Consider the following 24,084-nt stretch of genomic DNA (forward strand, 5'->3'; position numbering starts at 1 on the left):
CGGGCGGGGGCGGGAAGTCGGGGTGAATCGCGGCGCTTTTCCGGCTCAAGTTCCGGCGCGCGGCGGGCACCATCCCCGGTGACGGCCTCGAAGCGGCCGCGTGAGCCCTTGCCATGGCCGACGCCCAGGATCGCAACCTCCCAGCCTCAGAACGAAAGATCCGCAAGGCCCGTGAAGACGGGCAGGTGGCGCGTTCGCGCGACCTGGCGCACCTGGCGATCATCGGCGGCGGCGGCGCGGTGCTGGTGGCCTTCGCGCCGGCGCTGGCCGGCTGGATGCAGAAGATCCTGGCGCTGGGGCTGCGCTTCGACGCCAAGCTGCTGATGCAGCCGGACCTGCTGACCAGCCGGCTCTCCGAGCTGGCGGTGGGCGGCCTGCTGGTGCTGCTGGTGATCGGCGCGGTGGGGGTGGCGCTGGCGCTGGGATCGGGCATCGCCTCCGGCGGCTGGAACTTCACGATGAAGCCGCTGGCGCCGAAGTTCGACAAGCTCAACCCGCTGACCGGCATCGGCCGCATGTTCTCGAGCGACCACCTGTCGCAGGTCGGCAAGGCCTGCCTGCTGGCGGTGCTGCTGGGCGTGATCGGCGCCTTCTATCTGAAGAGCCACCTGGCGGAGTTCCACGACGCGCTGGCGCTGCCGCTGCCCAAGGCGCTGCAGCACACCACCCGGGCGCTGCTCGGCGGCCTGGTCCTGCTGGTCATCGCGCTGGTGGTCTTCGCGGCCATCGACGTGCCGCTGCAGCGCTTCATGCTGCTGAAGCGGCTGAAGATGAGCCACCAGGAAATGAAGCAGGAATACAAGGACGCCGAGGGGAACGTCGAGGTCAAGGCCAAGGTGAAGGCGCGCATGCGCGAGATGGCGAAGAAGCGCATGCTGGCCGCCGTGCCGAGCGCCGACCTCGTCGTCATGAACCCGACCCACTACGCGGTGGCGCTGAAGTACGACGACGGCAAGATGGGCGCGCCGCGCGTGGTCGCCAAGGGCGCCGACCTGCTGGCGATGAAGATCCGCGACATCGCGCGCGAGAACAAGGTGCCGGTGCTGCAGAGCCCGGCGCTGGCGCGCGCGCTGTACGCGCACACCGAGGTCGAGCAGGAAGTGCCGCAGCGCCTCTTCGCGGCAGTGGCCCAGGTGCTGGCGTATGTCTACCAGCTGCGCGCCGCGCTGGCCGGGCGGGCGCCGTGGCCGAAGGACCTGGCGCCGGTGGCCGTGCCGCCGGACCTGGACCCGCACAACAAGCCGGCCGAGCCCGCGGCCGGCGAGGTTGGCGACTGACATGGACGCCGAGCCCGCAACCACTGATCGCGCCGCTGCCTCGGGCATCCGCGTCACGGTGGACGAGGCGGGCATGGTCGCGCGGGTCGTCCTGGACCTGGAGGCCGAGCGCCCGCGGCCGTCCTCGGACGAGATCTTCGACGCGATGCGCGCCGCCGGCGTGGTCTTCGGCATCGACGAAGCGGCCGTGCGGCAGGGCAGCCAGGGCCACGGCTGCGCCGAATTCATCGCCGCGCGCGGCCGGCCGGCGCAGCCGGGCACGGACGTGTGCTTCGTATTGCAGGTCAGCGCCAGCCGGGATCGCGCCGCGCGGCAGCATGAGAGCGGCGTGGTCGACCTGCGCGACTTCGGCGACGTGCCGGTGGTGGCCCCTGGCCAGGCGCTGATGCGCCGCATTCCACCCGCCGCCGGCGTGGACGGCTGCACCGTGCGAGGGGAACTCCTGCCCGCGAAAGCCGGCCGCGACGAGCCGTTCAAGACGCCGTTCGAGGGCGCGGAGCTCGACCCGGCGGACCGTGACCTGCTGCGCGCGACGCTGAAAGGCCAGCCGGTGCGCACCGGCAACGCGGTGATGGTCGAGCAGGTCTTCCGCGTCAAACGCGTCGACATGCTGTCGGGCCACATCACCTTCGACGGCACGGTGCAGGTCGACGGCGACGTGCTGTCCGGCATGAAGGTCCACGCCGGTGGCGACATCGTCGTTGGCGGCACCGTGGAAGGCGCCGAGCTCGAGGCCGCCGGCGACATCCGCATCGCCGGCGGGGCCATTGCGCGCGCACGGCTCGATGCACGCGGCACGGTGGCCGCGCGCTTCGTGGAGAACGCCGCGGTCCAGGCGGGCCAGGCGATCCTGGTCGACGACACGGCACTGCACAGCGAGTTGCAGGCCGGCACGCAGATCATCGTGGGCACCAGTGCGCGCCAGCGCGGGTGCCTGGCCGGTGGGCGGGCACAGGCGCGCGAGCGCATCAGCGTGCATCGCCTCGGCGGCGCCTCGGCCGGCTGCACCCACGTGGGCGCGGGCGCCGATCCCGTGCTGGAGCAACGGCTGGCGGAGCTGCAGGAGCAGGTGGGCCAGGCGCACGACCAGCTGTCGAAGCTGGAACAGCTGGCGCAAGCGCTGCAACACCAGGGCGATCCGAAAGGCCTGTTGCCGCGTGTGCAGGCGGCGTTGCAGCAAGCGCAATCCGCTTGTCGCGCCAGCGAGCACGACAAGCGCGATGTCGAGCAGCAACTGGCCGCACTGCACCAGGCGCGGGTGTCCGTGAGCGCCGCGCTGGAGGGCGATGTCGAGCTTCGCCTCGGCCATCGCCTGTGCCGGCCGCGCGAGTCCCAGGGTGCCGTCACGTTTGCGCTGGACCAGGACGGCGCCATCGTGCACATCGACGCCCACGGCGTGGCCGCGCCCTGCGCCGGGCACTAGCCGCCTGGTCTCAGGTGGGGCCGCTTAAGCGGCGGTTTCCCCCCGCTTATCCGGCTCAAGTTTTCCGGCGCGCCCGGAACAATCCCCGCCATGAACGCGTTCATGGCACAGCTGCAGTCGCTCGTCGGTCCGAAGGCCGGGGTCCTCAAGGCCCTGATGGCGCCGCTCTTCATCGTGATGGTGCTCGCGATGATGGTGCTGCCGCTGCCGCCGTTCGCGCTGGACCTGTTCTTCACCTTCAACATCGCGATGGCGCTGATGGTGATGCTGGTGGCGGCCAACATGATCCGGCCGCTGGACTTCGCCGCCTTCCCGACGGTGCTGCTGATCACCACGCTGCTGCGGCTGTCGCTGAACGTCGCGTCGAGCCGGGTCGTGCTGCTCGAGGGCCACACCGGCACCGGTGCCGCCGGCAAGGTGATCGAGTCCTTCGGCCACTTCCTGATCGGCGGCAACTTCGCGGTCGGCCTGATCGTCTTCGCGATCCTGGTGGTCATCAACTTCATCGTCGTCACGAAGGGCGCCGAGCGCATCGCCGAGGTCGGCGCGCGCTTCACGCTGGATGCGATGCCCGGCAAGCAGATGGCGATCGACGCCGACCTCAACGCCGGCCTCATCGACGAGAAGGAAGCCAAGCGACGCCGCGCCGAGGTGGGCGAGGAGGCGGAGTTCTTCGGCTCGATGGACGGTGCGTCGAAGTTCGTACGCGGCGACGCGATCGCCGGCATCCTGATCCTGGTCATCAACATCATCGGCGGCTTCATCATCGGCGTCGCGCAGCACTCGCTGTCGGCCGGCCAGGCCGCCGAGAGCTACATCCTGCTGGCGGTCGGCGACGCGCTGGTCGCGCAGATCCCGGCGCTGCTGATCTCGGTGGCGGCGGCGATGGTCGTGTCCCGCGTCGGCAAGGAAACCGACATCGGCAGCCAGATCCGCAAGCAGGTCTTCTCCAGCCCGACGGCGCTGGCGATCACCGCCGGCATCATCGGCCTGCTCGGGCTGATCCCCGGCATGCCGAACATCATCTTCCTGCTGATCGCCGCCGGCATCGGCTACGGCGCGTGGTGGATGGCCAGGCAGGCGAAGAAGGCGGCCGAGGCGCCCGCGCCGTCGACCCGCCCGGAACCGCCGGCCAACGCCGAAGCCAGCTGGGACGACCTGCAGCCGGTGGACACCCTCGGCCTGGAAGTCGGCTACCGCCTGATCGCGCTGGTCGACAAGGCCCGCTCGGGCGACCTGCTCAGCCGCATCAAGGGCGTGCGCAAGAAGTTCGCGCAGGAAGTCGGCTTCCTGCCGCCGCCGGTGCACATCCGCGACAACCTGGAGCTCAAGCCCAGCGTCTACCGCGTGCTGCTGCGCGGCGCGGTGGTCGGCGAGGGCGAGGCCTTCCCGGGCATGTTCCTGGCGATCAACCCCGGTGGCGCGACGATCAAGCTGCCCGGCACCGCGACCATCGACCCCGCCTTCGGCCTGCCCGCGGTGTGGATCGACGACAAGCAGCGCGAGATGGCGCAGATGAGCGGCTTCACGGTGGTCGACTGCGCGACCGTCGTCGCCACCCACCTGTCGCACCTGATGCAGGTCAACGCCGGCAAGCTGCTGGGCCGCGTCGAGACGCAGGCGCTTGTGGAGCACGTGACCAAGCTGGCGCCGAAGCTGATCGAGGACGTGATCCCGAAGATGGTCGGCATCGCCGCGGTGCAGAAGGTGCTGCAGCTGCTGCTGGAAGAGGGCGTGCACATCCGCGACATGCGCTCGATCGTCGAGTGCCTGGCCGAGCACGCCAGCACGGTGACCGACCCCGGCGAGCTGGCCCGCCGCATCCGCATCCACCTGGCGCCGGTGATCGTGCAGCAGATCTACGGCCCGACGCGCGAGCTCGACGTGATCGCGCTCGACCCCGAGCTCGAGCGCCTGGTCACCCAGGCGCTGACCTCGCCGCACGGCGCGGCGCTGGACCCGGGCGTGGCCGACACGCTGACGCGCGAAGCGGCCAATACCGCGCAGCGCGCCGAGAACCTCGGCCACCCCGCCTGCCTGCTGGTGCCCGACCTGATCCGCGCGCCGATGGCCCGGCTGCTCAAGCGCGCCGCCCCGCGCCTGAAGGTGCTGGGCCACAGCGAGATTCCCGAGACCCACTCGATCCGCATCGGCTCGATCATCGGCCAGGCCGCTTGACCCGCTTCAACGCTGCGGACAAGGCCGGTTTTCGCCTCGCTTATCGGCCTTAGGTTTTCCGACGGTCCCGGAACAATGCCAACACGCACTCGATGAGACCTCTGGAGTCCCGCATGAACGTGAAGCGCTTTACCGCCAAGACCTCCCGCGACGCGCTTTCGCTCGTCAAGAAGGCCCTGGGCGACGACGCGGTCGTGCTGTCGACCCGGCCGGGCGGCGAGGGCGTCGAGGTGCTGGCGATGGCGCCCGATGGCCTGCAGCAGATCGAGCAGGCCCATGCCAACGCGCCGACGATGCGTGCGTCGAGTGGTTCCGGCGCCGAGCCGCGCGCCCCGCGCGTTCCGAATGCCGTCGCCGGTGCCGCCGGCGCCGCCGTCGACCTGCGCAATGCGCGCCAGGTCGAACACCAGATCCCCGTGCTGCGCCAGGAAGTGGCGCCGCAGAAGAAGGCCCCGCTGGCGCAGCGCGCCGCGCGTGAACGCGTCGAGCCGCAGTTCGGCGCCGCCGACCCGAGCGTCGAGCACGATGTCGAGGCGCTGGGCATGAGCACGCTGACCTTCCAGGACTACGTGCGCGAGCGCATGCTGAAGCGCCGCCAGGCCGAGATGGACCAGGGCACGCCGATGCTGGCCGAGGAGCCGGTGGCCGCCCCCGCGCCGCAACGCCGCGCTGCCGCGCCGGCCGCGCCGCGCCGCGAGATCCCCGTGCTGCGCGACGAGGTGCAGTTCGCCGAACCCGAGCCGATCCGCTTCGACGCCGGCCACCAGGCCGCCTCGCAGCGCGAACGCACCGAGATGCTCGGCGAGCTGCGCTCGATGCGCCACCTGATCGAAGAGCGCTTCGGCATGCTGGCCTTCATGGAGAAGCTGCAGCGCAACCCGCGCCAGGCCGAGCTGTCGCAGCGCCTGCTCGACAGCGGCCTGTCGCCGGCGCTGATCCGCAAGCTGGTCGCCAGCCTGCCCGCCGAAACCACCGACGAGATGGCCTGGGCCGCCAGCGTGCTCGAGCGCAACGTCATCACCGACGAAGGCGAGCCGCCGATCGAGGACCAGGGCGGCGTGTACGCGCTGATCGGCTCGACCGGCGTCGGCAAGACCACCTCCACCGCCAAGATCGCCGCCGCCTTTGCCACCAAGCACGGCGCCGCGAACCTCGGCCTGATCACGCTGGACGCCTACCGCGTGGCCGCCCATGAGCAGCTGCGCACCTACGGCCGCATCCTCGGCGTGCCGGTGCACACCGCGCACGACCGCGCGTCGCTCGAGGACCTGCTGGACCTGCTGTCGGCCAAGAAGCTGGTGCTGATCGACACCGCCGGCATGGCACAGCGCGACGCCCGCACCCGCGAGCTGATGGAGATGCTGCAGCACCGCTCGATCCAGAAGCTGCTGGTCGTCAACGCGGCCGCGCAGGGCGAGACGGTCGAGGACGTGATGGCCGCCTACGGCGCTTCCAGCTGCCGCGGCGTGATCATCAGCAAGCTCGACGAAGCAGTAAAGCTTGGTCCGGCGCTCGACGCGCTCATCCGTCACAAGGCCAAGGTCGTCGGGGTCGCCAATGGTCAACGGGTTCCCGAAGACTGGCACCGCCTGTCGGCGCAAGCCCTGGTGCAGCGTGCGCTGCGCGGCGGCGGCGGTTCGTCGTGGCGCCTGGACGCGGGCGAAGTGAACCTGATCTTCGCCGGCCGCCATGCGGTCAGCAGCGCTGCCGCGATGCACGCCTGACGTCCAGTCTGCCCCGAGTCCGAACCCCTGCACGAAAACAAGCCGTCCCGATGCGCGACTTGAACCCCTCCCACCGCCACGCACCGTTGGACCAGGCCCACGGCCTGCGACAGCTGTTCGCGGCGTCGCGCCAGCGCTTCGTGCCGCTGGTGCACAACCCGCACGTGGCCTTCGGCGGCGTGGCGATGGAGCGCCTGTGCGCGGCCTTCGCCGAAGCCGGGCTGCACACGCTGGTGGTCGATGCGGCCGACAGCGCGAGCGCCGCGCACGAGCTGGCGCAGGTTGATCTCTCGGCCTGCATCGAGAAGCTCTCGGGCAGCGTCTCCTACATCGCCGCGCGCGGCCTGCCGATGCGTTGGCTCGATGCCCGCGGCACCACCGGCGGCTTCCTCGCCGCGATCGCCGATGCCGCGCCGCGTGCCGAGGTGATCCTGGTGCATGCCGGCGCCTCGGACATCGCACGCATGTTCTCGCGCCGCATGCCGCGGCCGATCCTGCAGGCCGCCGACGCGCCGCAGAGCCTGACCCATGCCTACGCATCGATGAAGCTGCTCGCGCAGCGGCTGTCGGTGCTGGCCTTCGACCTGCTGATCGCCGCCGACGGCGCCTCGCCGCGCGTGCCGCGCATCGCCGACAGCCTGGCCGACTGCGCCGACCGTTTCCTCGGCGCGGCGCTGGCCGACTGGGCGCTCGCCGACCCGACGGGCGATCCCGACGAGCCGGTGCCGCCGGCGCTCAGCCGCCTCGCGGCGGGCCAGCTCCATGGCGAAGCCGGCGCTGCCGAGCCGACGCCTTTCCACCAACCCGAGCTGGCTGCCCGCGCGCAACCGGCCGCCCGCGGCCGGGCCGCCGTGGCGCATGCGAACTGACTCCCGGAGCCTGAACAACATGTACACCGCCAAAGGCCGCCTCGACGCCAACGCGATGCTCAAGCAGTACAGCCCGCTGGTCCGGCGCCTGGCGCACCAGATGATCGCCAAGCTGCCGGCGAACGTGGAGATCGATGACCTGATCCAGGTCGGCATGATCGGCCTGTCCGACGCGCTGACGCGCTTCGACGCGGGGCAGGGCGTGCAGTTCGAGACCTTCGCCACCCAGCGCATCCGCGGCGCGATGCTCGACGAGCTGCGCGGCAGCGACTGGATGAGCCGCGGCGACCGCCGCCACCAGCGTTCGATCGAAGCCGCCGTGCACAAGCTGGAGCAGAAGCTCGGTCGCGCCCCCAACGAAGGCGAGATCGCCAAGGAAATGGGGCTCAGCCTCACCGACTACCAGGAACTGCTGGGCAAGGTGCGCGGCACGCAGCTGGTCTACCTGGAAGACATGAGCGGCGACGACGGCGACGACGACTACCTCGACCGCCATGTCGCCGACGAGACCGCCAATCCGCTGTCGCTGCTGAACGACCACCGCATGCGCGAAGCGCTGGTGGAGGCCATCAAGAACCTGCCCGAACGCGAGCAGTACGTGATGAGCATGTACTACGAGCACGACATGAACCTCAAGGAAATCGCCGCCGTGCTCGGCGTCACCGAGAGCCGCGTCTGCCAGCTGCACAGCCAGAGCATCGCGCGCCTGCGCAGCAAGCTGCGCGAGTGGTGATGCCGGCGCGCCGCATCGCCGGCGGGTCCGCGTCAGGTGCTGACGCCTGAAAGACGCGTCCGCCGCCGGACGACCAGGCCCGCGAGCAGTGCGAGCGCGACCAGCGCCGGTGTCGACGGCTCGGGTACGCGCGACACGAAGTGCGCGTCGGTCGCGCCGGCATGGCCGGTGGCCGTGAAGCCCGAGGTCTGCGCCCAGTAGTCCACGTCCGGCCGCAGCGTCATGAACAACCCGGCATCCGCCCGGAATTGCGGCGACGCGGGATCGAGCAGCGCGGCCAGGTCGGCCAGGAAGGGCGACAACACGCCGGCCAGTCCTTCGCCGTGCAGCGACGAGCCCGTCGGCATGCCTGCGAAGGCGGTGTCCGTCATCCGGGCGTAGAACAGGTTGTCGTCGATGTCGTAGAAGAGCACCGGGATCAGCGAGCGCCACAGCAGGCCGTCGTCGCCCGTCACGGTCATCGGGGTGTCGCCGACGGCCCAGAACGCGGCATAGCTCTGGTCGGCGTCGAGGCCGACGAAGCGGAAGTCCGGGAAGGCGAGCAGCGCGCCCATCAGCGGATCGCCGGCATAGGGCGTCGCGACCACGCTGTCGGCGTGGATCGACAGCAGGCCGGTCGCCGGATCGAAGTCCAGGCTCTTGCCCGGGTCGACCTTGGTGTCCATCACGCCGCTCGCCGCAGCGGCGGGCTTCTGGGGCGCGGTCGTGTATTGGTAGTTGTAGTCGACCTTGGCGTCGTCGTCGTGCACGTACGAGGCGGTGAAGTTGCCGTCCGCCTTGCCGGCGCCGGTCAGCGTGACCGAGCCCTTGATGCCGTTGTCCTTGATGCCGTCGTCCTTGGCACCCGGGTACCACTTCTCGGTCTCGAAGCTGAAACTGTCGACGGTGCCCTTGGCCGCATCGCCTTCGATCTTCTTCAGCGGGATCTCGAGCGTCGTCCAGTTGTACTTCTCGTCGGTGAACTGGACCTTGCTGTTGTCCGGATCGAACACCGTCTTGCCGCCGACGACCTTGGTGGCGATCGTGTACTTCACGGTGACCTTGTTCGCGCCCTCGTAGGCCTTGCCGTGCTCCGCGCCGGCGCCGGTCACCGCGACCTTGCCGTTCATCTCGGCGCTGCCGGTGATCGGCGGATCGGCCCGCGACGGGCCGGCGTGAACGAAGAAGGCGCACAGCAGCAGCACCTGCCACAAGCGGGTCATGGCGACCTCCGGGTCATGCAGCGGCCGGGCGTGGCCGACGAATGCGCCGGACGCCGGACTGCGAATGCGGCCCGGCATCTCCTCATGGCGTATCGATCGGGCGGGTCGCTCACCCGGGCGGCGCTTCCTCGCTGGCGCGCGGCCGCGAGGCGGGGATGAGCACAGTTAAGACGGTGCGGGGGGTGGATTCAAGCCGCGCGCCGGCTGACGTCCTGCATAAGCGGCCAGCCCGTTGAATGCGTCACGCCGGCCGTGCGCGCGATGGATCACGGGCGAAGGCGCTTCGGCGGCGGCGGCGTCGCGTTCGTCCGACCGGCCGGACGGCCGGCAGCGGCACCCGCAGCCGCCGCGGCCAGCGCCAGCAGCGCCAGCGCCAGCGAGCGCGGCTCCGGCACGCTGGACGCCGCGTCCACGCCCAGGATGTCCAGCGCCCACGCGGCGCTGCGTCCGTCGAAGCCCGTGTTACCCGCGCCCAGGAAACCGTCGCCCAGGCTCGGTCCGGTCGCGAAGTTGGCGAACTGGCTCAGCGCCACCGTGTAGATGCCGCCGGGCAGGCCGGTGAGCGCCAGCAGCGCATCGCGCGCCGCGCCGGTCGCCGGATCGGTGGCCACGCCGATGCCATCGTCATCGGACGTTAGCAGCACGGCGCCGCCGCCGCTGCCCAGGAACAGGCTGATCACCGGATCGAAGCCACCCGCGGCGATGGCATCGCCCGCCGCGTTGACCCCGCCCGCGTACGACCAGGTGCGCAGCGTCACGTCGGCGGTGGCGGCCAGCGTGAAGCTGAAGTACTGCACGTCGTTGTCGCCCGCCAGCGCGCCGGTGAAGGACACGTTCGCGGCCCACGCCGACACGCTGCTCGCTGCCACCGTGGCGGCGGCCAGCACGGTTTTCAGAGTTCGCTTCATGGTTGCTCCGTCGGCCGGTAGGACCGGCCGCATGTGTGGATGAAGGCGCCTCGAGTCGACAGCCCTGTGCGGCCCGATGGCGGGAGGTGATACGCAGGCCGGTGCCGCCCCGGATGCGGTGCCGGGGGCGTCCCCCCCAAGGACGTGGGGGAGCGCGTGTCGCGCCGCACTGCATCCGCCGCCGACGCCGCCGCGTACAGCAGCCACCACGGCCCTCGGTTCATCGAGCCTGGGCTGTGCCCCGCACAGCTTCCGCGTTAGGAGGCTGCGGCATCAACCCTTCCCGAGGAACTGAATCCATGACTCCGATCCGCAAGAACCCGCGACGCTGGATTCGCCGCATCGCCGCGCTCGCGCTGGCGGCGACCGGCATCGCCGCGCAGGCGTCGAGCCACCGCGAAGCGCTGGCCGTGCTGAACGAACCCTGCGCCGACAACACCGATACCTACGCCTGGGTCAAGCCGGGCACGCACGACAAGCTGTACCTGATCATGAACTTCAACCCGCTGCACGAGCCGGGCCAGGGCAACCAGGGCCTGCGCGCGTGCAACGGCTACCGCTACCAGTTCCACATCGGCATCGGCTCGATCCTGGCCGACCGCGTGGTCTACCGGGTGGAGTTCAAGAACACGCTGGTGCCCGAAGCGGCTCCGAGCCCCGCCGATGGCCTGGGCGGCGGCAACGAGCTGCTGTGGCAGCTGACCGGCGGCACCGAGACGATGAAGATCACCCGCATCGTGCGCTCCGGCCGCCCGATGCAGATCGACGAGAACGATCCCACCCGCACCACGGTGCTGGCCGACAAGCTGCCGGTGCTGCCCAACAACCACGGCCCGCAGACCGACCGCCTGATCTACGGCCTGGGCCCGTTCCAGGGCTACGACTCGGGCGATGCCACCAGCCGCGAAGTGGGCCTGTACGACCAGGCCTTCGTCGACCGCTTCATCCATCCGCTGGCCAACGGCGGGCGGATCATCGCCGGGCAGTTCGACGATCCCTACCAGCTCGACGAGAAGGGCATCTTCGATCTCGTGAACCTGAACCGGGACGACCTGGGCGGCATTCCCGGGGCGCGGCGGCCGCCGGGCAAGGACGTCTTCACCGGCTTCAACGTCTTCTCGATCGCCCTCGAGGTGCCGATCACGGACCTGTTCCCCGGCGGCATCCCGCACAACGGCACGCTGGTCGCCGGTTCCACCGACAGCCTGCTGCGCGTGCACTCCAGCATCAACCGCCAGCGTGTGCAGTCGGTCGACGCCGGCAACGTCATCACCGGCCTGAAGGGCGCGGGCGACTGGGTGCAGGTGGGCCGCAACGGGCTGCCGCTGTTCAATGCCGGCCTGGTCGGCACGCAGCGCCACACGCTGTACCTGCGCTCCAGCCCCGAGCGCGACATCACCAACTTCGGCAACGACGTGCTGTACCCGGTGCTGGTGCGCAATGCCGACGCGTTGGGCATCTACCGCGCGCTGGGCGTGCCGCAGGCGACGGTGAACACGCTGAAGGGACCGCGGCTGGACATCGTCAACGCGATCAACCTCGGCCGGCCGATCCCGGTGGCCGACGGCTACACCGGGGACGTGATCACGCTGGACGCGGCGATCGATTCGAGCTTCCCGAACGGCCGCCGCCTCGGCGGCGGCACGGCACCGAACCGCAACCAGGTGAACGTGAACTCCGTGCTGATCAGCCTGATCGTCGCCGGCAACCCGGCCGCCGGGCTGGCCAAGGGCGTGGAGGTCAACGACAAGAACTACCTGGACCGCTTCCCGTTCCTGGCCCCGGCGCACCAGGGCCTGCTGCAGGGCCACGGCGGCATCAACGTGCCGACGGTGCCGGACATTCCGACGCCCTGACCGCAGACGCGCGGGCGGGGGGCTCGAGCGACGGGTCGGCCGGCGGCAGGTCCGGCCGCGCAGCCTCGCGCTGCCCGAGCGTGAACTCGAACACCGCCCCCTGGCCCGGTGCGCCGCTGGCGGCGATCGTGCCGCCGTGGCGCTGCACGATGCGCTGCACGATCGTCAGCCCGATGCCGGTGCCGTGGAACTCGTCGTCCCGGTGCAGGCGCTGGAAGGGCTGGAACAGCCGGCTCGCCTGTGCCGGCTCGAATCCGGCGCCGTTGTCCTCGACGCGCAGCAGCAGCTGTCCCTCGGCATCGCGCTCGCCGCCGAAGGCAATGCGCGGCTGCGCGATCCGCCGCGTGAACTTCGCGGCATTGCCGAACAGGTTCTGCAGCACGATGCGCAGCTGCTGCGGCGAGGCCCAGACGCTCAGGCCGGCCTGCACCTGCCAGTCGATCGGGGCCTCGCGCTCCAGCACCGGCAACTGCGCGATGACCTCCCGGGCCAGCGCGCTCAGGTCCACCGCCTGGCGCTCGATCGCCGCGCTCGACGAACGCGCCAGCTCCAGCAGCGCCTCCAGCGTCGCGAGCATCTCCTGCGCGGCGCGCGCCTGCAGGTCCAGCATCTCGCCTTCGGCCGGCTGCAGCCGGGGACCCAGGCGCTGGCGCAGCAGCTCCGACAGGTTCTGCACATGGCCGATCGGCGTGCGCAGCTCGTGCGCGAGGTGGCGCGCGAAGGCATCGAGGTCGCGGTTGGCGAGCTCGAGCTCGCGGGTGCGCGAGGTCACCGCCAGCTGCAGCTCGCGGTTGTGCCGCTGCAGCATCTGCTCGGTGACCTTGCGCAGCGTGATGTCCCGGCCGACGCCGTGGTAGCCGAGGAACTCGCCGTTGTCGTCGAAGCGCGGCGCGCCGGCCAGCGACAGCCAGATCGTGCGGCCGTCGTCGCGCTGCACCGGGAACTCCAGCGCACGGAAGGGCTGCCGCGCATCGAGCTCGGCGCGGTGCAGTTCCCACGCTTCGGCGCTCAGCGCGTCGGGGTAGGCCTCCCAGCGCGTCTTGCCGACGTTGCGCTGCACCAGGTTGCCGAAGCGGCGCTGCATGTCGGCCGAGGGCTGCGGGAAGCGGTGCTGCGCATCGGTGATCCAGTACCAGTCGGCCGACAGCCCGGCCATCACCGCATAGCGCTGCTCGCTGGCCTGCAGCCGCCGGAAGGCCTCCTTGTTCGAGCTGATGTCGCGCGCGACGCCTTCGTAGCCGGCGAACTGGCCGTCGGCGCGGAAGCGCGGCCGGCCGGAGATCGCGATCCAGCCGTGCTCGCGCGTGCCGAGGCCGGTGACGGCGATCTCCAGGTCGCGGAACTTCTCGTGGCGCTCGAGCAGTTCGTGGAAGGCCGGCCAGCCCATCGCCGGCGGTTCGAAGCACTTCAGTTCGTCATGGCGCCGGCCCAGCAGGTCGCCCAGTGCCCGGCCGGCCGGCTTGGCGATCGGCGCATCGGCGGACAGGTTCGACAGCTTGAAGCGCTGGTCGATCTCCCAATACCAGTCGGTCGACATCTCGACGCGGGCGCGCCAGCGGCGCTCGCTTTCGCTCAGCACACCTTCGACCTGCTCGGCAAGGTCGCCGAAAGCCGAGGGCACCGCGCGCTTCGGTTCGCGCAGCCCGGCGACGGCCGATTCCCACTGGCCGCGGCGCAGTTCGTTGACGCTCTGGCGCAGCGTGCGCGACGCGATGCGCTGCGCCCGCCACAGCACGACGGCCAGCCCCGCCAGCAGGGCGGCGCTGAAGGCCCCGGCGATCAGGCCCTGCTGCAGCCCGCCGGCAAGGCCGCTCGCCAGCAGCGGCAGCAACTGCCATGCGGCAAAGGCCGCGGCCATTGCGGCTACGAGGCTCAGGCCCACGGCCCCCAGGCGCCAGGCCGACGACGACGACACCGCCGCGCCGTTGCGCAGCGGGGTGATGCTGTCGGACCAGGGCAGCGTCTCGCCGTCCGGATCCGGCAGCAAGGCCTGCCGGCCGAGTGTCTTCAATGCGTGATCCCCAAACGACCCTGTGATCGCGCGGCTGCTTCATTGGCCGCCGCTGCGTGACGAAATGTACGTGGTCGCTCGCGAGTGTGCCGCCGACGACGCGGCGGCACAACCCGGGGAATCTCAGAAGGGGCGCTGAAATCCTCTTTCGAGGGCCGGCGCAGCGGCCGCACGACAGTGCGGGCCCGCGGCGCCGTGGCGTTCGATCAGCTCCTGGCGGACTTCTTCGCGGCGTCGACCGCGGCGCGCTCCACGTCCTTCGCCTGCTTCTTGCAGTCGCTCTGCGCGGAGCCCTTCAGGTCCTCGCACTTTTCCTTGGCGACGTCGTACTCGGTCTCGGCCTTGACCTCGGCGAGCTTCGCGGCGTCCTTCGCATCGCCGGTCTCGCGGTACTTCAGGTCCGCCTTCGCGACCTTCTCCTTGGCCTTGGCCTCGGCCTGGCAGACGTCCTTGGCGTTGGACTTCATGCCGTCGCAAGCCTTCTTGTCGGCCTTGTAGGCTTCCTCGATGCGGTCCTTCTCGGCCTTGACCTGGTCCTTCGTCAGCTTGGCCGCGGGTGCGGCGGTCGCCGGCGCAGGCGTTGTCGCCGTCGAGGTCTGCGCATAGGTGGACGACATCGCGACCAGTGCGGCCAGCAGGAGCGAGAGCTTGGTGAGCTTCATGGTGTCTCGTGAATGGGTGTGTTGGGGCGAACAGTGTTCGACCGAACACCCACCCGCATCTGCCAGTCGATGCCGGCGCCGCATGTCAGTCGCGGACTACGTCCGCAACCCTTGTGTCGACATGCTGCCGGAGCCTCGCTCGACCTGGGGTCGGAGGCGCGAAACGAGGTCCGGAAACGACGCTGCCGGGCATCGGCCCGGCAGCGTCGTCGGAAATCGAAAGGGGGGTGTCAGGCGACGATCGAGGTGCCGCCGCGCAGGCCGTCGGCGAAGCCGCGGGCGCCGTAGAGGCCGGGGGCGGCCTGGTGCGGATGTTCGGGCAGCAGCACGTCGATCGCGCGATCGAGCGCCGCGGTGGCGCGCGCGAGGGCCTCGCGCTGCGAAGCGACCTGGCCGCTGACGCGCACCAGGCGGCGGCGCATCGGCTCGGGCACGCCGCCGTGGCGGGCGGCATGGGTGAAGCGCTGCACGGCCGCTGCCAGCGCGCGGTGCAGTTCATTGGCGCGCAACTCGACCGCCGGTGCATCGCGCTCGCGCAGCGCATCGGCCAGCGTCGTCAGTCCGAGCTCGACCTGGGCGACCGCAGCTTCCAGATCGCTGGTCTGCTGGAGGGCGTTCTGCTCGGCGGTCGTGGTGATCATGCGGCTTGGGGACCTGTTGTGTTGCAGGGGCGAGGGTGCTGACGCGGCGACGACGCCGGCATCCAGTTCCCGGATCAGCCGCCGGTGCGCGGGGTCAGCAACTCGTGCGCGTTGGCGATCAGCTTGTCGGCGATGGCCTCGGCATTGACCTCGAACTTGCCGTCGCGGATCGCCTCGGCGATGCGGCGCACCTTCTCGGCGTCGAAGACCGCTTCGTTGCCGCCGGCGCCGACCAGCGCGCCGGCCGAAAGCTCGACCTTCGCGCTCGGCTCGGGCGAGGCCGTGCCGGCCGCGCCGTTGCTCTTGCGTTCGGTGAGGGTCGGCGAGAGGGCCGCCTTGTTTTCGAGGGAACCGATTTTCATGGTGGACTCCTGCGGGGCGGTCACCTGACTGGGCCCCGAGACATGCTCGGGGTATCGGCCCGCGATTGCCCGAACTTTAGGGCTTTCGCACATTCTTTTCGTTCGATCCCCCAGTCGCGGGGGATGGGGATCGGTGCGACTGTCCGGGCGACCTGCGCTGCGATTGTCGTACGTCCTATCATTTTCTTCAAAGTGACATCTCGACACGCCGGTCGGCGGTCGGAATCCCGGTCAGGATGCGGCCGGATTCGGTGCGCACGCGCACCGGCTGGCCCTCGATGCCGTTGTTCAGCGCCTGCGCTTCCGCCGTGACGGCGTAGCCGCTGCCCACCGCGACGATGCGCACGGTGTCGCCGGCCTGGAAATACTGGCGCGCCTTCAGGTCGCCGCGTCGCAGCGTCTCGCCGGCGGCCATCGGCCGCGCCAGCGTGCGGCCGAGCGGCACGGTGGCCGTGTAGGCGGGCGACGCACTTTCGGCCAGGTCGACCTCGGCCAGCGTGAAGTGGTGGGCCTCGATCGCCGCGCCGGCCGGCAGCGGGCCGGTGGCGACCAGCGCCTGGCCGAACAGCTTCACGGTGATCGGCAGGTAGACGTTCCATTTCACCGCCCCCTGCAGGCAGCGCAGGCCGATGCGAGTGCGGCCCAGCGGGCGGGTGCCGGCGGGCAGGTGGGGCTGGATCTGTTCGCACGGCGCGAGCTGCAGGCGCGGATCGAGCTGGCCGAGCTCCACTTCCACCCGCACCGGCGGCGTGCCGGCCGCGAGCGAGGCGTTGGCGGAGTCGCTGGCCAGGCGCTGCAGCTGCTGCGCGAAGGCCGGATCCAGCTGTGCGCCAGCATTGGCCGCCGCCCGCGCCAGCGGGGCGGCGCCCGCGAGCACGCACGCGACGGACAGGGCGAGGGCGATCTTCTTCATCGGCCGGATGCTCGCCGACCCGGGGGCCGCGCAGTGGCTGGAATTGGACGGGAAAGGGCCCGCTGATCGGGCTCATGTTCACCAGGGCCTTGCCCACAATGCCGTGGCATCGGAAGACCCCTTGCCATGCAACGCCTGACCTCCACGCTCGATTTCCACGCCCAGGCGCTGACGCTGCGGGCGGAGCGTCAGCGCCTGATCGCCGGCAACATCGCCAACGCCGACACGCCGGGCTACATCGCCCGCGACATGGATTTCGCCAAGGCGCTGCGCGAAGCGACGGGCGGCGCTCAATCGGTGCCCGGCCAGATGGCCGTGACGAGCGCCGGCCACATGGACGTCGCCGCCGGCGCGCGCAGCGAGAACGAACTGCTCTATGCCACCGGTCCGCAGGACAGCCTGGACCGCAACACCGTCGACCTCGACCGCGAGCGCGCGGCCTTCGCCGAGAACGCCGTGAAGTACGAGGCGACGCTGCGCTTCATCAACGGTCACATGCGCACGCTGACCGAAGCGATGAAGAACCACAACGGTGGCTGAAGGAGCTGATCGATGAGCATGTTCCAGATCTTCGACGTCTCCGGCAGCGCGGTCAGCGCGCAGTCGCAGCGCCTGAACACCGTCGCCTCGAACCTGGCCAACGCCGACACCGTCGCCGGCCCGGACGGCCAGGCCTACAAGGCGCGCCAGGTCGTGTTCCAGACCGCGCTGATGGGCGCGGTGGACGGGCTCGGGGGCCAGCAGGGGGCCGGCGTGCGGGTGGCCAACGTGATCGAGGACGCGACGCCCGGCCGCCGCGTGCACGATCCCAAGCACCCAGGCGCCGACGCCAACGGCTACGTGACCTACAGCAACGTCAATCCAGTCGAGGAGATGGTCAACATGATCTCGGCCTCGCGCTCGTACCAGAACAACATCGAAGTGATGAACACCGCGAAGAGCCTGCTGCTGAAGACGCTTCAGCTCGGCCAGTCGTGAACCGGGCCTGAGCGATGAGCACTGTCGACACCAGCAACAGCACCAGCGCGGCGCTCGGCGCCGCCACCAGCCCGACCGGCAAGACGCAGTCGGCCAGCGAGCAGAGCGACCGTTTCCTGAAGCTGCTGGTCACGCAGATGCAGAACCAGGATCCGCTGAATCCGATGGACAACGCGCAGATCACCACGCAGATGGCGCAGATCTCCACCGTCAGCGGCATCGACGAGCTGAACAAGTCGATCGTCTCGATGAGCGCGATGCTGATGCAGACGCAGCAGTTGCAGGCGGCCTCGCTGATCGGCAAGAACGTGCTGGTGCCGGGCAACAAGCTGGCCGTCGATGCCTCGGGCAACGCGCGCGGCGCCTTCGAGCTGGCCGAGGGCGCCGATGCGGTGACGGTGCAGGTCAAGAACGCCAACGGCCTGGTGCTGGACACCATCTCGCTCGGCCCGCAGGACGCCGGCCGGCTGAACTTCAACTGGAAGGCGCCGGCCAATGCCAGCGGCCTGACCTTCACCGTCAACGCGAAGGCCGCAGGCGTCCCCGTGACCGCCACGCCGCTCGTCGTCGATACCGTGCGTGCCGTCTACAACGACGGCGGCCAGCTCAATGTCGAACTCCAGGGGGCCGGCGTGATGCCGTTCCGCGACGTCAAGGGAATTTCCTGACGCCGCCGCCCCGATCCCGCCAGTCCCCACCGAACCCCCGAAGGAGCCCTCCATGGCATTCCAGCAAGGCCTGTCCGGCCTCAACGCGACCAGCAAGAACCTGAGCATCATCGGCAACAACATCGCCAATGCGAACACCTACGGTGCGAAGGCCTCGCGGGCGGAGTTCGCCGACATGTACGCGAACGCCATCAACGGCGCCGGCGGCTCGCCGATCGGCATCGGCGTGAACCTGGCGTCGGTGACCCAGCGCTTCACGCAGGGCAACATCACCACGACCGAGAGCGGCCTGGACCTCGCGATCAACGGCAACGGCTTCTTCATGCTCGACGCCGGCAACGGCAGCCGCGTCTACTCGCGCAACGGCCAGCTGCAGCTCAACGAGGCCGGCTTCATCGTCAACTCGGCGGGCCAGAAGCTGCTGGGCCTGGCGCAGGGCAATACCAACGGTACCGATCCGGTGCCGGTGCGCCTGCCCACCGGCGGCATCCAGCCGCAGCAGACGACCAGCATCGAGATGGAGATGAACCTCGATTCGCGCGTCGGCCCGCCGGCGACGACGCCGTTCGACTTCACCGATTCCACCTCGTACAACAACGCCACGTCGACGACGGTCTACGACTCGAACGGCCGCGAGATCTCGCTGGCGCTGTACTACGTGAACGTGGCGCCGAACGTCTGGGACGTCTACGCCACGGCCAACGGCACCGACTTCAACGCCGGCGCGCCGATCGTCGACGACCTGACGATGCTCAGCGACGGCAGCGGCATCGACACCGGCGTCAGCGCGTTGCTCAACAGCTTCGCCATTCCCGCGATCCCGCTGGGCAACGGCAACTCCACCGAGCCGATCGCCAACATCGACCTCGACCTCACCGGCGCGACGCAGTACGGCTCGCCGTTCGGCGTTACGAACCTGAATCCGGACGGTTATGCCTACGGCACGCTGATCGGCGTCAACATCGACAAGAACGGCATCATCAAGGCCACCTACTCGAACGGCGAGTCGCAGGAAGCCGGCCAGCTGCTGCTGGCGAACTTCCGCAACCCGCAGGGCCTGCAACCGCTGGGCGGCAACGGCTGGGCCGAGACCTACGCCTCGGGCAACCCGCTGCGCACCAAGCCGGGCGAAGGCAATGCCGGCCTGCTGCAGTCGGGTGCGCTGGAAGAATCCAACGTCGACCTGACCGCCGAGCTGGTCAGCATGATCACCGCGCAGCGTTCGTACCAGGCCAACGCGCAGTCGATCAAGACCGAGGACCAGGTGCTGCAGACGCTGGTCAACCTGCGCTGATCCTGAGCGAGCGCTGAACCAGGAGAGCGACGATGGACCGCATGATCTACCTGGCGATGTCGGGCGCGAAAGCGACGATGCAGCGCCAGGACATCGTCGCCCACAACCTGGCCAACGCGTCGACGACCGGCTTCCGAGCCGAGCTGCAGGCCTTCCGCGCCGTGCCGGTGGTCGGCGAGGGCGCCAGCACGCGCGTCTTCGCGCTCGAGTCGACGCCCGGCTACAACGCCGCGCCGGGCCCGGTGCAGAGCACGGGCCGTGCGCTCGACGTCGCGATGAAGGGCAACGCCTGGCTCGCGGTGCAGGCGCTGGACGGCACCGAGGCCTACACCCGCGCCGGCAACCTCGACGTCAACACCGAAGGCCAGCTGACCACGAGCAGCGGCCTGACCGTGCTCGGCGACGGCGGCCCGATCACCATTCCCGCCAACAGCGAGCTGAAGATCGGCGCCGACGGCACGATCTCGGCGAAGACCGGCAACCAGCGGCCGCAGGTGGTCGGCCGGCTGAAGCTGGTGACACCCGAGGCGCCGCTGACGCGTGGCACCGACGGCCTGTTCCGCGCCGCCGAAGAGCTGCCGGCCGACCAGACGGCGCGGCTGCAGGATGGGGCGCTCGAAGGCAGCAACGTCTCGGCCGTCGAGAGCATGGTGGCGATGATCGCCGCCGCGCGGCAGTTCGAGCAGCAGATGAAGATGCTGCAGTCGGCCCAGGACAAGGAACAGGCCGCGAGCAAGCTGCTCAGCAGCACCTGATTCCGGTTCCCCCGCCCGAAGAAAGCGCCGCATCCGCGGCGCTTTTCGCTGGATGGCGACCCTCAAGTTCCGCGGAAGATGGCGACATCCAATGACCGCAGGAGCGTCGCCATGATGCGTTCGCTGTACATCGCCAAGACCGGGATGGAAGCCCAGCAGACCCAGCTGGACGCCATCTCGCACAACCTCGCCAACACCGGCACCAATGGCTACAAGCGCAGCCATGCCGTGTTCGAGGACCTGATGTACCAGAACCTGCGGCCGGCCGGCGCCAACAGCGCCGACCAGACGCAGATGCCCGCCGGCCTGCAGATGGGCCTGGGCGTGCGCGCGGTGGCGATGGCCCGCAACTTCACGCAGGGCAACCTGCAGGCCACCGGCAACTCGCTGGACGTGGCGATCAAGGGCCACGGCTTCTTCCAGATCCAGATGCCCGACGGCTCGACCGCGTACACCCGCGACGGCTCGTTCCAGCTCAATTCGCAGGGCCAGATCGTCACCAACAACGGCTACGTGCTGCAGCCCGGCATCACCGTGCCGGCGACCGCGCAGGCCATCACCATCACCACCGACGGCACCGTGCAGGCCTCGCTGCCCGGCCAGACCGCGCCGCAATCGCTGGGCCAGATCCAGCTGGCGTCCTTCGTCAACCCGGCCGGCCTCGAGCCGCGCGGCGAGAACCTGTTCGTCGAGACCGCGTCCTCCGGCAACCCGCAGGCCGGTGCGCCGCTGTCGGGCGCGCTGGGCTCGCTGGCCCAGAACCATGTCGAGACCAGCAACGTCAACGTCGTCGAGGAGCTGGTGTCGATGATCCAGACGCAGCGCGCCTACGAGATCAACTCGAAGGCCATCCAGACCTCCGACCAGATGCTGCAGCGCCTCGCGCAGCTCTGAACCGCCTTGAACCGGTGATCCGCATGAGCTTCCGCGCCTTCTCGATGCTGACCCTCGCCACGCTGTTCGGCGGCTGCACCGCGCTGCAGCGCGTGCCCGACGTCGACGTGCTGCAGCCGACCACCGCACAGCCCGCGCCGCGCCCGCTGCAGGCGCCGGTCACCGGCTCGATCTTCCAGGCCGCGAGCTACCGGCCGCTGGTCGAGGACCACCGCGCCCGCCTCGTCGGCGACACGCTGACGGTGCAGATCGCCGAGAAGATCTCGGCGACGCAGAAGGCCACCAGCTCGGTCGACAAGGGCGGCGAGATGGATGCGTCGGTCAGCGCCTTCCCCGGCGTCAAGGCCAACTCCTTCATCGGCGGCCGCGCGGCACTGGGCACCAAGAGCAGCAATACCTTCGCCGGCAAGGGCGTCACCGAGAGCTCGAACGACTTCTCGGGCGTCATCACCGCCACCGTCGTCAACGTGCTGCCGAACGGCCACCTGGTGATTGCCGGCGAAAAGCAGATCGGCGTCAACGCCAATGTCGACGTGCTGCGCTTCTCCGGCACGGTCGACCCGCGCTCGATCACCACCGGCAACCTGGTGCAGTCGACGCAGATCGCCAACGTGCGCATCGAGCAGCGCGGCCGCGGCCAGCAGGCCGAAGCGCAGTCGATGGCCTGGCTGGCGCGCTTCTTCCTCACCCTCCTGCCGATCTGAGCCCGCGATGAACAGCCACCGCGCCGAACGCATCGTCAAGGCGGCCATCGCCGTCAGCGTGTTCCTGGCCAGCGCCGCCGTGTGGTGGCCGGCGCAGGCGGCGCGCATCAAGGAGCTCGCCAGCGTGCAGGGCGTGCGCGCCAACCAGCTGACGGGCTACGGCCTCGTCGTCGGCCTCGACGGCACCGGCGACCAGTCGACGCAGGCGCCGTACACGCCGCAGAGCCTGGCCGCGATGCTGCAGCAGATGGGCGTCACCTTGCCGCCGGGCGTCACGATGCAGCCGCGCAACGTCGCCGCGGTGATGATCACCACCGAGCTGCCGGCCTTCGCGCAGCCCGGGCAGCGGCTGGACATCAATGTCTCGTCGGTCGGCAATGCCAAGAGCCTGCGTGGCGGCACGCTGATCGCGACGCCGCTGAAGGGCGCCGACGGGCAGATCTACGCGATGGCGCAGGGCAACCTGATCGTCGGCGGCGCCGGTGCGTCGGCCGGCGGCTCGAAGGTGCAGATCAACCACCTGGCCGCCGGGCGCATTCCCGAGGGCGCGACGGTCGAGCGCGCGGTGCCGACGCCGCTGGGGCAGGGTGGCGTGATGCAGCTCGACCTCAATGCCAACGACTTCACCACCGCCCGCGCCGTGGCCGCGTCGATCAACGAGATCAAGGGCCCGGGCACCGCGCAGGCGCTCGACGGCCGCGTCGTCAAGGTGCGGCTGCCGGCCGAGCCCGGCGAGATGGTCGGCTTCATCGCCGACATCGAGAACCTGAACGTCACGCTCGCCAAGCCCGCGGCCAAGGTGGTGCTCAATGCGCGCACCGGCTCGGTGGTGATGAACGAAGCGGTCACGCTGAGCGAATGCGCGGTGGCGCACGGCTCGCTGTCGGTGGCCATCAGCTCGACGCCGGTGATCAGCCAGCCGGGCCCGCTGTCTCAAGGGCAGACCGTCGTCACCGAGAAGGCCGACATCGCGATCACGCAGCAGGGCGGCTCGCTGGTGCAGCTGCCCGCGGGCGCGAAGCTGGCCGACGTCGTCAAGGCGCTCAACTCGCTCGGCGCGACGCCGCAGGACCTGCTCGCGATCCTGCAGGCGATGAAATCGGCCGGCGCGCTCAAGGCCGAGCTCGAAGTCATCTAGCAGTCAAGGTAAGCGTCATGGCCGCCATTCCCAGCACCACGTCCCTGGCCAGCGATTCCCGCGGCCTGGAAGGCCTGCGCCGCAACGCCGCGCAGGACCCGAAGACGGCCGTGCGCGAGGCGGCCAAGCAGTTCGAGTCGCTGTTCATGAACGAGCTGCTCAAGAGCATGCGCGCGGCCACCGTCGACAGCGGCCTGATGGACAACGAGGCCACCAAGCTCGGCACGCAGATGCTGGACAGCCAGCTGGCCACGAAGATGTCCGGCCAGCCCGGCGGCCTGGCCGACGTGATCGCCAAGCAGCTCGAACGCCAGATGGGCCTGACGCCGGGCCCGATCCCGAGCACGCAGCGCGCCAACAACAGCCTGCCGCTGGTGCCCTCGCGACCCGACGCGACGCCGAAGATCCCGGAGAAGAGCGCCGCCGGCTTCGTGCAGCAGCACACCCGCGCCGCCGAAGCCGCCGAGAAGGCCACCGGCATTCCCGCCGCGTTCATGATCGCGCAGTCGGCCCACGAGACCGGCTGGGGCAAGAAGGAGATCATCGGCCGCGACGGCACCAACTCGCACAACCTGTTCGGCATCAAGGCCGGTGCGAACTGGACCGGCCCGACGGTCGACGTGACCACCACCGAGTACATCGGCGGCCGGCCGCAGAAGGTGGTGCAGAAGTTCCGTGCCTACGCCAGCCACGCCGAGTCCTTCGCCGACTACGCGAAGCTGATGAAGGACAGCCCGCGCTACCAGAACGTGGTGGCCGCCGGCGCCGACGCCAAGGGGTTTGCGCAGGGGCTGCAGAAGGCCGGCTACGCGACCGATCCGGCGTACGCGCAGAAGCTGACCCGCGTGATCGACACGACGCTGCGCCTGCAGCGCGAGCAGGCCTAAGGAGACG

The 24,084-nt window shown here is 70.1% G+C and carries 23 protein-coding genes; 16 read left to right on the forward strand and 7 right to left on the reverse strand.

Annotation, left to right across the window (positions count from 1 at the left end; translation table 11 throughout):
• Positions 1–185: 185 nt before the first annotated feature.
• The 6 genes from P1K89_RS29740 (at position 186) to P1K89_RS29765 (ending at position 8,204) form a co-directional block, all read left to right on the forward strand.
• Positions 186–1,277, forward strand: a complete 1,092-nt coding sequence (locus P1K89_RS29740; RefSeq protein WP_439898056.1) for an EscU/YscU/HrcU family type III secretion system export apparatus switch protein — start codon at positions 186–188, stop codon at positions 1,275–1,277.
• 1 nt (position 1,278) lies between these two features.
• Positions 1,279–2,700, forward strand: a complete 1,422-nt coding sequence (locus P1K89_RS29745; RefSeq protein WP_284620174.1) for a flagellar assembly protein A — start codon at positions 1,279–1,281, stop codon at positions 2,698–2,700.
• A gap of 90 nt (positions 2,701–2,790) precedes the next feature.
• Positions 2,791–4,878 (forward strand): flagellar biosynthesis protein FlhA, encoded by a 2,088-nt coding sequence (gene flhA, locus P1K89_RS29750; RefSeq protein ID WP_284620175.1) that lies wholly within the window; start codon positions 2,791–2,793, stop codon positions 4,876–4,878.
• A gap of 113 nt (positions 4,879–4,991) precedes the next feature.
• Positions 4,992–6,602 (forward strand): flagellar biosynthesis GTPase FlhF, encoded by a 1,611-nt coding sequence (flhF, locus tag P1K89_RS29755; RefSeq protein ID WP_284620176.1) that lies wholly within the window; start codon positions 4,992–4,994, stop codon positions 6,600–6,602.
• 50 nt (positions 6,603–6,652) lie between these two features.
• Entirely contained in the window at positions 6,653–7,471 is an 819-nt protein-coding gene (locus tag P1K89_RS29760; protein ID WP_284620177.1) for a P-loop NTPase family protein, read from the forward strand.
• A 19-nt stretch (positions 7,472–7,490) separates the two neighbouring features.
• Positions 7,491–8,204, forward strand: a complete 714-nt coding sequence (locus tag P1K89_RS29765) for an RNA polymerase sigma factor FliA (RefSeq protein ID WP_284620178.1) — start codon at positions 7,491–7,493, stop codon at positions 8,202–8,204.
• Between the two features lie 32 nt (positions 8,205–8,236).
• Here the strand turns inward: P1K89_RS29765 and P1K89_RS29770 are convergent, their stop codons facing one another.
• Entirely contained in the window at positions 8,237–9,406 is a 1,170-nt protein-coding gene (locus P1K89_RS29770; protein ID WP_284620179.1) for a PEP-CTERM sorting domain-containing protein, read from the reverse strand.
• A gap of 266 nt (positions 9,407–9,672) precedes the next feature.
• On the reverse strand, positions 9,673–10,314 hold the full coding sequence (locus tag P1K89_RS29775; protein ID WP_284620180.1) for a DVUA0089 family protein: 642 nt from the start codon (positions 10,312–10,314) through the stop codon (positions 9,673–9,675).
• 299 nt (positions 10,315–10,613) lie between these two features.
• On the opposite strand from P1K89_RS29775, the gene P1K89_RS29780 reads away from it, so the two are divergent.
• A complete protein-coding gene (locus P1K89_RS29780; protein WP_284620181.1) occupies positions 10,614–12,170 on the forward strand; it encodes a DUF4331 family protein in 1,557 nt (518 codons plus the stop codon).
• Here the strand turns inward: P1K89_RS29780 and P1K89_RS29785 are convergent.
• The 5 genes from P1K89_RS29785 to flgA all read right to left on the reverse strand — a co-directional run bounded on the left by P1K89_RS29785 (position 12,133) and on the right by flgA (position 16,759).
• Positions 12,133–14,181, reverse strand: a complete 2,049-nt coding sequence (locus P1K89_RS29785) for a sensor histidine kinase (RefSeq protein WP_284620182.1) — start codon at positions 14,179–14,181, stop codon at positions 12,133–12,135. The two genes, P1K89_RS29780 and P1K89_RS29785, sit on opposite strands and share 38 nt — an antisense overlap.
• Before the next feature lie 206 nt (positions 14,182–14,387).
• A complete protein-coding gene (locus P1K89_RS29790) occupies positions 14,388–14,843 on the reverse strand; it encodes a hypothetical protein (RefSeq protein ID WP_284620183.1) in 456 nt (151 codons plus the stop codon).
• A gap of 230 nt (positions 14,844–15,073) precedes the next feature.
• Entirely contained in the window at positions 15,074–15,484 is a 411-nt protein-coding gene (locus P1K89_RS29795; RefSeq protein WP_284620184.1) for a hypothetical protein, read from the reverse strand.
• 74 nt (positions 15,485–15,558) lie between these two features.
• Positions 15,559–15,846, reverse strand: a complete 288-nt coding sequence (flgM, locus tag P1K89_RS29800; protein ID WP_284620185.1) for a flagellar biosynthesis anti-sigma factor FlgM — start codon at positions 15,844–15,846, stop codon at positions 15,559–15,561.
• Between the two features lie 187 nt (positions 15,847–16,033).
• The gene (gene flgA, locus P1K89_RS29805) at positions 16,034–16,759 is read right to left on the reverse strand and encodes a flagellar basal body P-ring formation chaperone FlgA (RefSeq protein WP_284620186.1); all 726 of its coding nucleotides are present in this window, start codon (positions 16,757–16,759) and stop codon (positions 16,034–16,036) included.
• Positions 16,760–16,885: 126 nt separating this feature from the next.
• Here flgA and flgB point away from each other — a divergent pair, with 126 nt between their 5' ends.
• The 9 genes from flgB to flgJ all read left to right on the forward strand — a co-directional run bounded on the left by flgB (position 16,886) and on the right by flgJ (position 24,077).
• The gene (gene flgB / locus P1K89_RS29810; protein WP_284620187.1) at positions 16,886–17,299 is read left to right on the forward strand and encodes a flagellar basal body rod protein FlgB; all 414 of its coding nucleotides are present in this window, start codon (positions 16,886–16,888) and stop codon (positions 17,297–17,299) included.
• Positions 17,300–17,311: 12 nt separating this feature from the next.
• Entirely contained in the window at positions 17,312–17,737 is a 426-nt protein-coding gene (gene flgC / locus P1K89_RS29815) for a flagellar basal body rod protein FlgC (protein ID WP_284620188.1), read from the forward strand.
• Positions 17,738–17,751: 14 nt separating this feature from the next.
• On the forward strand, positions 17,752–18,405 hold the full coding sequence (locus tag P1K89_RS29820) for a flagellar hook assembly protein FlgD (RefSeq protein WP_284620189.1): 654 nt from the start codon (positions 17,752–17,754) through the stop codon (positions 18,403–18,405).
• A 52-nt stretch (positions 18,406–18,457) separates the two neighbouring features.
• Entirely contained in the window at positions 18,458–19,699 is a 1,242-nt protein-coding gene (flgE, locus tag P1K89_RS29825) for a flagellar hook protein FlgE (protein ID WP_284620190.1), read from the forward strand.
• A 32-nt stretch (positions 19,700–19,731) separates the two neighbouring features.
• Positions 19,732–20,454 carry a flagellar basal-body rod protein FlgF gene (gene flgF, locus P1K89_RS29830; protein ID WP_284620191.1) on the forward strand — a complete coding sequence of 241 codons (723 nt, stop codon included), beginning with the start codon at positions 19,732–19,734 and terminating at the stop codon, positions 20,452–20,454.
• A gap of 111 nt (positions 20,455–20,565) precedes the next feature.
• Positions 20,566–21,348, forward strand: a complete 783-nt coding sequence (gene flgG, locus P1K89_RS29835) for a flagellar basal-body rod protein FlgG (protein ID WP_284620192.1) — start codon at positions 20,566–20,568, stop codon at positions 21,346–21,348.
• Between the two features lie 23 nt (positions 21,349–21,371).
• On the forward strand, positions 21,372–22,052 hold the full coding sequence (locus tag P1K89_RS29840; protein ID WP_284620193.1) for a flagellar basal body L-ring protein FlgH: 681 nt from the start codon (positions 21,372–21,374) through the stop codon (positions 22,050–22,052).
• A 7-nt stretch (positions 22,053–22,059) separates the two neighbouring features.
• Complete coding sequence (locus P1K89_RS29845; protein WP_284620194.1) at positions 22,060–23,190, forward strand: flagellar basal body P-ring protein FlgI; 1,131 nt, start codon at positions 22,060–22,062, stop codon at positions 23,188–23,190.
• 17 nt (positions 23,191–23,207) lie between these two features.
• A complete protein-coding gene (gene flgJ / locus P1K89_RS29850) occupies positions 23,208–24,077 on the forward strand; it encodes a flagellar assembly peptidoglycan hydrolase FlgJ (protein WP_284620195.1) in 870 nt (289 codons plus the stop codon).
• Positions 24,078–24,084 lie beyond the last annotated feature (7 nt).

Source organism: Aquabacterium humicola, from assembly GCF_030167915.1.
GTDB classification, from domain to species: domain Bacteria; phylum Pseudomonadota; class Gammaproteobacteria; order Burkholderiales; family Burkholderiaceae_C; genus Pseudaquabacterium; species Pseudaquabacterium humicola.

Excerpts from the sequence above, each read along its gene's own strand:
- P1K89_RS29745 (WP_284620174.1), top strand. The coding sequence starts at position 1,279 with ATGGACGCCGAGCCCGCAACCACTGATCGCGCCGCTGCCTCGGGCATC.
- flhA (WP_284620175.1), top strand. The coding sequence starts at position 2,791 with ATGAACGCGTTCATGGCACAGCTGCAGTCGCTCGTCGGTCCGAAGGCC.
- flhF (WP_284620176.1), top strand. The coding sequence starts at position 4,992 with ATGAACGTGAAGCGCTTTACCGCCAAGACCTCCCGCGACGCGCTTTCG.
- P1K89_RS29760 (WP_284620177.1), top strand. The coding sequence starts at position 6,653 with ATGCGCGACTTGAACCCCTCCCACCGCCACGCACCGTTGGACCAGGCC.
- P1K89_RS29765 (WP_284620178.1), top strand. The coding sequence starts at position 7,491 with ATGTACACCGCCAAAGGCCGCCTCGACGCCAACGCGATGCTCAAGCAG.
- P1K89_RS29770 (WP_284620179.1), bottom strand. The coding sequence starts at position 9,406 with ATGACCCGCTTGTGGCAGGTGCTGCTGCTGTGCGCCTTCTTCGTTCAC.
- P1K89_RS29775 (WP_284620180.1), bottom strand. The coding sequence starts at position 10,314 with ATGAAGCGAACTCTGAAAACCGTGCTGGCCGCCGCCACGGTGGCAGCG.
- P1K89_RS29780 (WP_284620181.1), top strand. The coding sequence starts at position 10,614 with ATGACTCCGATCCGCAAGAACCCGCGACGCTGGATTCGCCGCATCGCC.
- P1K89_RS29790 (WP_284620183.1), bottom strand. The coding sequence starts at position 14,843 with ATGAAGCTCACCAAGCTCTCGCTCCTGCTGGCCGCACTGGTCGCGATG.
- P1K89_RS29795 (WP_284620184.1), bottom strand. The coding sequence starts at position 15,484 with ATGATCACCACGACCGCCGAGCAGAACGCCCTCCAGCAGACCAGCGAT.
- flgM (WP_284620185.1), bottom strand. The coding sequence starts at position 15,846 with ATGAAAATCGGTTCCCTCGAAAACAAGGCGGCCCTCTCGCCGACCCTC.
- flgA (WP_284620186.1), bottom strand. The coding sequence starts at position 16,759 with ATGAAGAAGATCGCCCTCGCCCTGTCCGTCGCGTGCGTGCTCGCGGGC.
- flgB (WP_284620187.1), top strand. The coding sequence starts at position 16,886 with ATGCAACGCCTGACCTCCACGCTCGATTTCCACGCCCAGGCGCTGACG.
- flgC (WP_284620188.1), top strand. The coding sequence starts at position 17,312 with ATGAGCATGTTCCAGATCTTCGACGTCTCCGGCAGCGCGGTCAGCGCG.
- P1K89_RS29820 (WP_284620189.1), top strand. The coding sequence starts at position 17,752 with ATGAGCACTGTCGACACCAGCAACAGCACCAGCGCGGCGCTCGGCGCC.
- flgE (WP_284620190.1), top strand. The coding sequence starts at position 18,458 with ATGGCATTCCAGCAAGGCCTGTCCGGCCTCAACGCGACCAGCAAGAAC.
- flgF (WP_284620191.1), top strand. The coding sequence starts at position 19,732 with ATGGACCGCATGATCTACCTGGCGATGTCGGGCGCGAAAGCGACGATG.
- flgG (WP_284620192.1), top strand. The coding sequence starts at position 20,566 with ATGATGCGTTCGCTGTACATCGCCAAGACCGGGATGGAAGCCCAGCAG.
- P1K89_RS29840 (WP_284620193.1), top strand. The coding sequence starts at position 21,372 with ATGAGCTTCCGCGCCTTCTCGATGCTGACCCTCGCCACGCTGTTCGGC.
- P1K89_RS29845 (WP_284620194.1), top strand. The coding sequence starts at position 22,060 with ATGAACAGCCACCGCGCCGAACGCATCGTCAAGGCGGCCATCGCCGTC.
- flgJ (WP_284620195.1), top strand. The coding sequence starts at position 23,208 with ATGGCCGCCATTCCCAGCACCACGTCCCTGGCCAGCGATTCCCGCGGC.